10 protein-coding genes and 1 pseudogene are annotated in these 10919 nt (G+C 27.8%); all 11 read right to left on the bottom strand.

Annotation, left to right across the window (positions count from 1 at the left end):
* Positions 1-45 precede the first annotated feature (45 nt).
* Positions 46-2942: pseudogene (cas9, locus tag CCO88_RS08460) on the bottom strand (type II CRISPR RNA-guided endonuclease Cas9).
* Positions 2923-3192, bottom strand: a complete 270-nt coding sequence (locus CCO88_RS08455) for a hypothetical protein (RefSeq protein WP_002840141.1) — start codon at positions 3190-3192, stop codon at positions 2923-2925. Before CCO88_RS08455 ends, cas9 begins: the two are co-directional and overlap by 20 nt.
* 1 nt (position 3193) lies before the next feature.
* Complete coding sequence (locus CCO88_RS08450) at positions 3194-3409, bottom strand: hypothetical protein (RefSeq protein WP_002800915.1); 216 nt, start codon at positions 3407-3409, stop codon at positions 3194-3196.
* A complete protein-coding gene (locus CCO88_RS08445; RefSeq protein ID WP_002800914.1) occupies positions 3406-4302 on the bottom strand; it encodes an HDOD domain-containing protein in 897 nt (298 codons plus the stop codon). The genes CCO88_RS08450 and CCO88_RS08445 overlap by 4 nt, the downstream gene beginning before the upstream one ends.
* An 18-nt stretch (positions 4303-4320) precedes the next feature.
* The gene (locus CCO88_RS08440) at positions 4321-4761 is read right to left on the bottom strand and encodes a lytic transglycosylase domain-containing protein (RefSeq protein ID WP_002793634.1); all 441 of its coding nucleotides are present in this window, start codon (positions 4759-4761) and stop codon (positions 4321-4323) included.
* Positions 4758-5054 carry a hypothetical protein gene (locus CCO88_RS08435; protein ID WP_002793632.1) on the bottom strand — a complete coding sequence of 99 codons (297 nt, stop codon included), beginning with the start codon at positions 5052-5054 and terminating at the stop codon, positions 4758-4760. The genes CCO88_RS08440 and CCO88_RS08435 overlap by 4 nt, the downstream gene beginning before the upstream one ends.
* Positions 5051-7456 (bottom strand): HD domain-containing protein, encoded by a 2406-nt coding sequence (locus CCO88_RS08430; protein ID WP_002840139.1) that lies wholly within the window; start codon positions 7454-7456, stop codon positions 5051-5053. The genes CCO88_RS08435 and CCO88_RS08430 overlap by 4 nt, the downstream gene beginning before the upstream one ends.
* Positions 7449-8816, bottom strand: coding sequence for a type IV secretory system conjugative DNA transfer family protein (locus tag CCO88_RS08425; protein ID WP_002793629.1), 1368 nt, complete (start codon positions 8814-8816; stop codon positions 7449-7451). Before CCO88_RS08425 ends, CCO88_RS08430 begins: the two co-directional genes overlap by 8 nt.
* 14 nt (positions 8817-8830) lie before the next feature.
* Positions 8831-9571, bottom strand: a complete 741-nt coding sequence (locus CCO88_RS08420) for a BRO-N domain-containing protein (RefSeq protein WP_002840137.1) — start codon at positions 9569-9571, stop codon at positions 8831-8833.
* A gap of 17 nt (positions 9572-9588) precedes the next feature.
* Positions 9589-10392: a hypothetical protein gene (locus CCO88_RS10420; protein WP_002840135.1), complete on the bottom strand. Its 804-nt coding sequence runs from the start codon at positions 10390-10392 to the stop codon at positions 9589-9591.
* A 17-nt stretch (positions 10393-10409) separates the two neighbouring features.
* A partial coding sequence (locus CCO88_RS08410; RefSeq protein WP_002840133.1) for a Rha family transcriptional regulator occupies positions 10410-10919 on the bottom strand: 510 nt, incomplete at its 5' end.

The following is a 10919-nucleotide window of genomic DNA, read 5'->3' as shown; positions in this document are numbered from 1 at the left end:
AGCCTATTTTATCAATGTTTTTTCTTATTTTTTGAGCAAAAATATCTAAAACCATTTGCGCTTTTCGTTTTCAATTAAACTTAATTCACCTGAAGGACTTATACTGTATTTTTTAATTTCAAGTATTTTTCCTACCACTATAGATTCTTTATCATTTTTTCTAAAAACAACCATTTCATCTTCACTAAGGTTGTGATAATTGTTGTCGTGTTTTTTATAAGTTATTTTACTTCCTGAAGTATTAAAACCATGATAATAACAAATAATAGACTCTTTCATACCCTTTATTTTTACGCTAACTGGAGTATTTTTATACAATGACATACAAAAGTTATAATTTTCATTCATTTCAATGCCTTCTTTGGTTTCTCCATTTGATGTAGTTGCAGGGGTTTTATTTGGAAGTTTTTTTGTAGAAAAATCTGCTTTATAAATAGATACTGCATGGAATTTATTTTCTTTATCTACAAATAAATCAGTTCTTACTAAAGAACCCTTAGCATTCGCATAATATTTATCATTATATTTTCTTATTTTACCTAATTTTACCGCAAGATCTAAATCACCATATGTATTTTTAAGTTCTTTTATTTTAAGTGGCGTTAGCTCATGCAAAGTGCCTTTATTTTTAATTTTTAAAGAATGCGAAACAAAAATATTTTTTACTTTTTCAAGTGCTTGCTCTTTAAAACCACTAAAAGGTGGTAAAAACTTTCTTTTTAACAAATAATCACTTTCAGATATTTTGTTTGCGTAAAATTCAGCTTTTGCTAAATCTAATTCTTTTTTAAAATTATTAAAAGTAAAAATAATAGAATTGGTTGTAAAAGCTACTATAATGGCATCCATAGCATTGTTTTTGTAATCTTTGTGATTTTTAAAGCCTAAATACCAAAAATTTCTTAGCATTTGAGTAATCATTCCTGAGCTTAAAATAACATGTTGTTTACTTCCTTTTTCTCCATAGCCTAAGGCTGTGTTTTCATCTTCACTGATAGGCAAAAATGAAAGATACTCGTTAAGATAGCTCGCAACAAGTTTAGTTAGCCATCTTGTATCTTGTAAGGTTTGTTCTGTAAAATCAAAAGGCTTTTTATCCTTAAAGAATTTGTCAAAAATTTTAAATCTTTTTTTGCCATTATATTCTTTAATTCTCTCATTGATTTCAGCCCAAAGTTTTTCATCTTCTCCAAAAGCTTCAAAAGGTGTTTTTCCTTGTTTTAAATCGTTTAGTTTTTTAAAAGTTAAAACCTTATTGCTATAACTATCATCAAGACTTCTATTATAAGGGCGTATATAATCAATTACTAATTCATCAAGGCACTTTAAATCCATTTTTAAGCCTGAATAAGGACATATTCCTTTTTGATCTTCAAATAATCTAACTATTTGTATGTTTTTAGAAGTTTCTTCTAGTTTTAATTCTTTTATTGTTTCTAAAGCTTTTATACGACTTTGTTCGTTTTGTTCAATTTCTTTGATTATTTTTTTTCTATCATTAAAACTTATCCCAAAATCTCTTGTTAGTTCTAAATGAATTTTATGAACACTGCCGTATCTTCTTATGATATCATTAAGCAATTTTCTAAACTCACAAATAGCTCTAATAACTACAGGAGAAGAAATATCTTTAGCAAAGCGTGTTTTTTCAAATAAAGGCAAATATTCGTTTTTTTCTTGATTTTTAGCAATTGTAAAATTGCAAAGCTCACAAGCTTCATCGTATCTTTTACCTTCATACATTAAAGGTATGATTTGTTTTAAAGCCTTTAAAGATAAATTAATATGATCATTAAAAACAAGTTCTGAGAGTTTTTCGATTTGTTCTGCATTTAAAACATTATAATTTTTTAGCTTTTCTTTTAAAGTTGCTGTGTCTTTGGTTAAGGTGATATCTGTAGCAATACTATCAAGTATATCTTTATCTAAATTAGCAAAACCATCGCCTAAAGCTTTTTTAAATTCATTAAGTTTTTTCAAATCTACAAGTTTGGAGTTTTCAGCATTATTTTTTGAATAATCTAAGCCTTTAAAGTTTATGTCTGTGGAAGATTTAAAATATCTCTGATTTTTTTATAACTAATGCTTGTTTTATCTAAAATAATGCTCATAATCTCATTAATGCTATCTTTTTCATAAACTATACCTATATCTTTTTCAATGCTTTTTAAAAGGTTTACAACTTTTCCCAAAGCAACAAACTCACAAGCGCTTATGGTATTTTTAGCAGCTCTTTTTTCGTTTTCAAAGAAAATACAATTTCCTATTTTATTTGAAAAATCTTTCAAAGGGCGTTTAAAAAAGATGATTTCAAATAGTTTTGCTTTAAAATCAGCATTTTTAATTAATCCTAATTCTTTTTGTTTATCAAGAATAAGATCAAGTTCTTGCTTTAATAAACTTCTTGGAACAGAATTAGAATAATCTTCTGTGGTATTTCTTATTTTTTTAACTTCTTTGTTTTGAACAAAATTTTTATAAAAATATTCACCCACACTTTTAAATTTAAGCATTGCTTCTTTGTTTTTATTTAGGGCTTCAATAATAGTTCCATTTTCATTTTTCAATGCACTATCATCATATCCTCTATGCTTAGCAATGTGTAAAATAATGGCAGATAATTCTTCTTTGCTGATTAAAGAACTTAAAGCTTTGGTTCTTAATTCGTAGATAGATTGAGTTGATCCGATTAAAAAAAGTTTGGATAAATCAACATTAAGCTCTTTTTTTAAAAAAGTTTTAGTTGCAAGCATTCTTGCTTTTTTTCTTTTGACTATTTTCATACGAGCTTTGTTTTCTCGGCGTTCAAGGGCTAATGAATTACCATTTTTTGGATTTTCAGGTATATCAAATACTCTCACTCCGCAATCTATGATTTCATCATTTTCTCTTAATGCCCAACCGATATTAGCAATACCTAAATTAAATCCTATGATTTTCATTTTTTTCTCCAAATTCTTCTTGAGATTTTTCTATTAATTGTGAATATGTTTTAATTGCTTTTTTGGTGCTAAAAAAACCTATTACACAAAAACCAAAAAAAAGCCCAAAATATAAGGCAAAAAATATCAAAAAATTATAATCTAGTTTCTGATTATTAAACATATAGCTTATAATTGATAATATAGGCAATACAATTATTCCTGCTGTATAGATTTTTAGTTCTCTTCTGAGTTTTTGTATTGTATTCATTTTAATCCTTTAAAATTTTCCATTCATCAGATTTTAAATCATCCAATGTGAGTGTATAAGGAAGACTTTCTTTATTTTTAGAATTAGCTTTAAAAAAATAAAAATATTTTTTATTTTCACCTAAACACATGTAAAAGCAAGCACCTTCTCTTATAATTTTAAGATTTTGTGGATTTTCAATACTTTCTATTGTTTTCACAAGATCAACTATATTCATAATTGTTCCTTGCTTTTGCTTAAAATTTCTATAAATTTTTCAGGCAATTTATTTAAAAAATTTTCTAAATTAAAATCAACTCCATTTGCCTTAGCATCCTTTAAAATTTGATAGGCTTTTTGTACACAAAATTCATCATAAGCGTTTTTTTCAGGGCTAAAAAGGGCTTCAATTGCAGCTAAAGCGTATGTTTCTTTTTTTACTTTTGCGCTAGTAGAACCAAGATAATCAAGAGAGCTTATAATTTCAATAAGATCTTCATCTAAATTCCAAACTTTAAATAAGTTTGATAAAAAAGATATATGATCAACTCCTAAGAATTCTCTTTCTAATCTTAATATATTATTAAAATTATTCTTGCTTAAATGCAATAAAAATTTTTTATCTATGTTGTTTTGAATTAAAAAATTTGAAAATACCATGATGCCTAATCTTAGCATCATAACACATGGAATTAGATTATGGCACAACATTTTATCTTCTTCCATTAGCCAAGTAGAAATAAAATTGGTTTGCTCATGAATTAAAGCTAAAAAGCGATCAGTTTCTATACCATAAGGACTTAGATTGATTACAAAAGAACTTTTTGCATAATCAGCAATAATCATATTTTTAACATTGCTTACCCCCAAAAGAACTAAGGCTTGATTAACAGTTTTAATTTCTTTTGAAAAACCATAATAAGCTGAATTGGTTAAATGCAATAAATTAGCTGTAATTAAAGGATCTGTGCTAATAATATTTGCTATTTCATCAATAACAATATTGCTTCCATGTGTGGCAATATATTCTTGCAATTTTTGAATAGTTTCAGGCAGTGGTGGCAAATCATCCAAACTTTTAATGAGCATTTCATTAACCTCATTGATATTTTTTTCTAATAAATTATTCATTATGTCTCCTTTTGAAATTTAATTAATTTTTCCATTTGTTATTCTTGCTTTTTTGAGTAATTTAATTACTTCTTTTCCGTAGGGATTGTTGATAATTCTTCCATTGTAGCAAGTAATACCTTCTTCATTTAATCCGTGTTTGTCTAAACACATTTTTAATATTTCAGCTCCTACAAAAATATTAATTTTAGGTCTTAATAAATCATTTTCATTAATACCATATTGTTTTTTTAATCTTGGTAAATGAATGCTATTAATTTGCATAATGCCTATATCATAAGTACCATTTTTATTTGGTTTGCTAATAATATTGGGGGTTAAGCGACTTTCTTTATAAGCAATGGTCCAAAGCAATTGCGGATTGATTCCGAATTTCTCTCCTGCCTGTATAAAATAATTTTTTTGAGCAAAGAGCAAATTAGCAAAAAGTAAGGAGGTTAAAAAAAAGATTGCTTTCATTTTTCTAATTTCTCACGAGCTAAAGTTATTGTAAAGGGTTCATCATACTTCATGTCTATTTTCTGCGAAATTTGTTCAAGAGTTTGTGAGCTTTTGACTAATACTAAATTCCACAACATTAGCATTTCATCTGCATCTTTAAAATCCAAACCCACGCCTGCAGTTTTTTTAAGTTTTAAAAAAATATCATTGGCTTTCATTGCTAAATCAACCATAGCTTCAGATTCCAATGTATCCGCAAGCACGATTTTTGAATTGTGTTTTTTAAGTAAATCAGCTCTTCTTTTTTTCATTTTTCCTCCTTTTTTACATAAGGCTTAACAATACAATTTCTTAATCCGCTATTATCCTTATGAATGCTAAGCTCTGAAATACTCATTCCAAAAGCTCTTTTACCATCAAAAGGAACACAAAAGAAAACTTCATCTTGTCTTTCATCAAATTTTAAAATATAAGTTGAATAGTAAAAGCCTTTTTCCACATTAACAAACCAAATCAATCTTTTGTTTTCATCAGGATGATTTCTATAATAACGAATTAAAAAATTAAGTTTGGCGTTCAAATTTTCATTTTTAACATTAAGTGCTTTAGCAAGACTTTCTAAAAGACATTCGTGGCTGAATAACACAAATCTTTTAAAGCTTATAGCTTGCGGAATCTTAGCAAAACCTTTACGCTTAAAAGTGTTAATTTTGGACTTTATAATTTCAATAAATTTTGCTTCAATTAGCGGAATGTCAAAATTTTCTTCTTGACTTAAAGAATATTCAACTTCTTGAACCTTGCTTTCAATCATTTCAAACATATTTTCTATGATTTGAGTATCAATAGTCTTTTGTTTTAATGTATCAATCTCTTCTAATGTATTAACTTGATTATTTGTAGTGATTGTATCTGTTTTTTCTTGGATTTTTACACTCTCAGTTATCTTAACTTCTGCGTTATCTGAAATTAATATTTTATCACTATTTGATATTTTTAAATCTTTATAATCATAATAAACAACCTGATTATTATTTTTGGCGTATTCTAATGCTTTCTTGCAACCATCAATAGCTTCATTTATGTCTTTGCAATCTCTAAACATAGCAAATCCTATTTTAATCTTCTTATTTAATTTTTTATTAATCTCATCGCTCAAATCATAAAAATAATTCATGGTATCGGTTCTGTTTCCATTAATCACGCCGCATTCAACAAGTATAAATAAATCTTTTTTATTTTTATAAAATTCTTTTTCTGTATTTTTGAAAGCGAATGTATAAACAAGTTCTTGGAATTCTTTTGAATTATCTTCGGCTACAAAAAGGAAAAATTGCTTTTTAAATTCATTGAAATTAAGAACAAATCGATCTTGAAGTTCTTTTAAATCTAAAATTGAAATTTCATTTTCAGTGCTTTCATTTTGTGTTTTGTTTTGAATGGTTTGAGTTTTCTTTTCTGGTGTTTTAGAAATTGTTTTTTGGGTGTTTTCATGCGCTAGATTATTTTTTTGCGGAACTGTTGTAATAATACTTTCTAATTCTTTATTTCTTATTTTCTCAAACTCTTCGCTATTTTGCAAATAAGCATCTAATTCATAATCTCTTGTTTGTTTGTCCGCATCAATTAATAATTTCAAAAGTTTATCATCTTTATCAATACTACCTAAGTGATGCCCTTGAACAACGGTAGCAAGTTCTTTTAAATCAGGATAGTTTTTAAAGAGTTCGTAAAAGATGATATAGGAAATTTTTTGATGTTCTTGCATTCTTTTTAAATTCATAAAAGCTTGTTTTGAATCACCTTTTAATCTTTGTTCTTTGATATAGCTTTCTCTTAGTGTAAAATTATTAATCTTGCCTATATCATGTCCTAAGGCTACAATAATTGCTTTGCCAAACAATGTTTTTTTAAAAGACTTGTATTCTTTACTTTCGTTTAGTAACTCAATAATCTTGTAAGCTACATTTAAAGAATGTCTTAAAAGACTAATTTTTTCATATATATCAAAGCGAGTTTTTCCATCAAGAGTAACTGTATCAACCCTTTCTCCATCTTTTCTTCTAGCAGATATTTTTCCATAAGCGCTATTAGGATCTCCTTCAAAAAGTTGCACAACACTTGGACAAGCAATATTTTCTTCGAGCAATTGAAGTAATTTAATAATCATTTCAAGGTGCTTTGGATGGATCTTTTCGAGATTAGGTTTAATAATATCATTTAAAAAGATTTGACTTATGTCTTGTTTTAAATTAGCTAAAGAAATAATAGAATCACGCACTTGCTTATTTACCATGATAATATTAGCTTTTTCAGTGGCTTGTCTGGAAGTATCGATCATAGGAGTATTGTCATCTTCAAGCCAAATTTTTGCAAGCTCTTTAATATGTATATGTGCTACTTCTTTATCATTTGATGGATTTTTGAGTTTATTGTTCATATACCATAACAATAGAATAAAGAAAGCTTGTTCTATGATTAGAAAATAAGCTATTTCTCTTGAATACTCCCAAAGTAAAAATATATAGGCTTGTAAATTTAATAATAGACTAAAATTAAAACTTGAGTATCCCATTTTTTCTAAATTTACCCAAAATAAAAAGGTTAAAAAAAGAAAAATAGATACGAAAGTGATTATAATTTGCCAAACAACCTTTCTAATGAGTTGATGGCGATAAATAAAACTCATCACATTTTCAATTAAATCAAACATTAAAATCCTCGTTTTTTTGAGTTACATTAGGCATATCCACAACTAATTTTCCATCATTCACTTTTAAAGTCTTTCCCTTAAAACGCCCTTCAAAACCAAAATAAAAAAATTCTCTTTTTTGTAGGTTAGTCACATCATCAACCTCAATATTTAATTCTTCAACCTCTCTTGAAGTAATTCCTCCTTCTACGGTTAAAAAATAAGAATAAGCTCTTTTTTTACCCCCTAGATCTGAAATCATTTTAGAGCTTTTTGTATCATTTAAGCGCATAATTATTTTAGTGTTAGTGAGTTCTAATAATCTGTTTGCCCCATCTTGTCCTATTTCAGCCGCTAAGTCAGCTGCTGATTGAGTTAACCCCATAATAGCTACTCCTGCACCCCTTGCTTGGGCATATAAAGTTTCTATACCTCTATACACAGAAGAAGCAGCTTCATCAATGTAAATTTTTAATGTTTTATCAAATTTTTTTCCTGAGGCATAAACCCTGCCCACGCAAGATTGAATCATAGAAATGGTTACTTTGGAAATAATACTTGACACTTGCCTTGTAAGCATAGAACCTGTCATAATATATAAAAGCACGCCTTGATTTTCTTGTAATCTTTTAATAAAAGTGTTTTCTTGTGCGGTACCTATAATTTTTCCTACATTACCCATGGTCATTTGAGTAAGCGTGGTTCTAAGAGTTGATGAAACTTTGGCAAAATAATCTTGTGGTGATGATAAAACCCTATCGTATAGAGCAAGCAATCTAGCAATCTCATCATCTTCAAAACCATTACTTTGTATTTCTTTTAATTCTGATTGAAGCTCTTTTAAACCTTCATAATAAACTTTTTCAGCAATTTCTTCAAAATTTAAAGGTTTTTCTAGCTTTTCATAGCGCCTAATAATAAGCAAAGCTTTTACAACAGCCGTGGTTGTTTCATTTGCAACATTATAAAAGAACTCATCTTTTGCAGGAACACCTGAAACAATATGAGCAATGATTTCTTCTTCCATGTAGTAATTTGCTAACGGATTAATTTTGATCGAATATTCAGGATAAATAGGACTTAAAAACATAAGTTCTTTTTCTCTATTACTTTTTTTAGCGATTTCAACCATTTTTGAAAACAGCCCTATATCACCTTTAGGATCAATGATAACAACATTTTTCCCTTTTGGAATATCTTGTTCAATAAGCCCTTCAATGAGTCTTGTTTTACCTACACCTGTGGAGCCAAATACAAAAGTGTGATTTTTAGAATTATCATCGATTTGATATATTTCTAAAAGCTTCTCTTGTTTTTTATCTTCTAAATCAAAACCTATGCCGATAAATGTTTTTTCTTCTTCTGATTTTTTAAGAAACATTTTTGCACTTTATTTTAAATTAATTTTCTACTTAGAAAATTATTAGATATTGCATCATTGCATAAATCTATGGCATATCTTAAGTATCTAGGATCAGATTCTAAATCACTTATGTCAAAATTGCTATAAGTTGGACACATAAATTCTATAGCTATGGTTTTGTAAATATAATCTAGTGCTTTGCTTTTACTGTTTTTAAAATGAATCTTAGAGAATGTATTTAATTTATTTAGAAATTTTAAATAAAGCTCTCCATTAATATGGCGCTTTAAATTAATATTCTCAGATTTTAGTTCTTTATTCTCAATTAATAATCTATCACATAATTCTTTGTAGTATATATTAGAATCAATGGTTGTATTGTTTTTATTAATACTACCATAAAAGCCTTTTTTTCTAATACTAGGCAAAACTTCTTTTGTTACCCAATGTCTAAAATGTTTTGCATTTGGCTTGTCGCTTCTCATTAAGATAAAATAAAGTTGTGGCTCAGTAATCATAGTGAATTCTTTTATACCAAAACCTGTATCAAAGCTATCCACGCTTAAGGTGGATAGCTCAAACTCCCTTAAAATAGCTTGTTTAACTTTATATGTATCTTGTATATCTAAAATCTTACAAATATCACTCAAGCAAAACAAAGGCTCATTATTTTCATCTAAGGCTACTCTAACTTGTCCCAACTCTTCATTCTCAAAAAGAACAATATTGCTATTATTCACAACTTCAGCTTGTAAACTGTTTTCTAAATTCATTTTTTCTCCTTTTTAAATTAATAATTTTCATACGCATCTTTATTTTCAAATCGCTTAACTCTTTCTTTGTAGCCTTTGTAAAAAATTGTTAAATAAGGCAATATGGCAAAGATACACATAGAATAAAGCAATTCATAACTAGCATCATGCAAAGCAGGAATGGCATATTTATAGTAAAACACATAAAGTTGTTCAGTGCTGACATTAGGTTTGAAATATTGTATCAACCATAGTGTCCAATCCGCCCAAGAATATACAGTGCGTGGATTATTAATTGATATTTCTTTTAGCCATGAAAATAACCAAAATATAGCAAAACCTTTAAGCAAAAATGAAAAACTTCTGCCATTCATTAAGGCAAAAATAGCCCTGCGAGTAAGCAATCCTTTATAGTACTTCGAGATATAAGCCATAAACAAAGTAGAAACTAAAATAGGAGCGTAAGACAATAAATCAAAAAATAGTTCTTCATTTTTACTTAAAGGAGAATCTAAAAAATAATATTTGTAACTTGGATAAATAACTTGTAAAAAACATAAAAGCCCTGTAAAAATAAAGCTTTCAAACATACCGCTTTTAAAGCCTATTTTCAAATAGTCTAAGATTTGTTCAATGGTAAAATATTCTTTTGGAATTTCTTCACTGCGATCTTCGATAACATGATATCTTTGAATTTCGCTTAAAGCATGAAAAATATGTCTACCGCTTCCGCCCTGTCTCTCCTTTAATTCCCCAAAATCTAAATTAGGATGCGCAAATCTACCTGAACCATAAGAATTTATATCGCCTTTATTGCCTATATTACCGCTACCATTCTCCATTATATTCTCCTACTATCTCATAAAAATCTATCAATACCTGCAATTTTTTTCAGTTCTTTGTTAATTTCTTTCATTGAACTAATAGTATTGTTTAAAAATCTGATGCTATCTTGCAAAACATAGATTGTACTGCTTTGAGTGCAAGTTATTTGATTTAAAATTTCGTTTTGTTTTTTGATAAATTCATAATCAGAATAATTGGTGGTTTGATTATTGCTTCTAATAATGTTTTTCATTTCATTAAAAGCATTGATGAATTCGATTTTAAACTTATCCGCTTTTCTACCTGTTAGTCCCATAGCTATAAATGAGAAACCATCTTTGGTAAGTTGATAATATGGATATTTTCTCTCTTTGCCTCTGAAACCTTCTATTTTACGGGTTTTAAATGAAAGCCGAAAATTCGGCTCACAAAAATTTTTAATCTCATTATTGTTAAATTTTTCACCAATCAATTCTAAAATATGTTTATGTTGCTTTCCAAAAACCTTAGCCACATCCAAACTTGTGCAAAAAACTTGTTCATC

Source organism: Campylobacter coli LMG 9860, assembly GCF_000254135.1.
In the GTDB taxonomy this organism is placed as follows: Bacteria; Campylobacterota; Campylobacteria; order Campylobacterales; family Campylobacteraceae; genus Campylobacter_D; species Campylobacter_D coli.
This window is presented reverse-complemented; position numbering and strand designations above follow the sequence as displayed.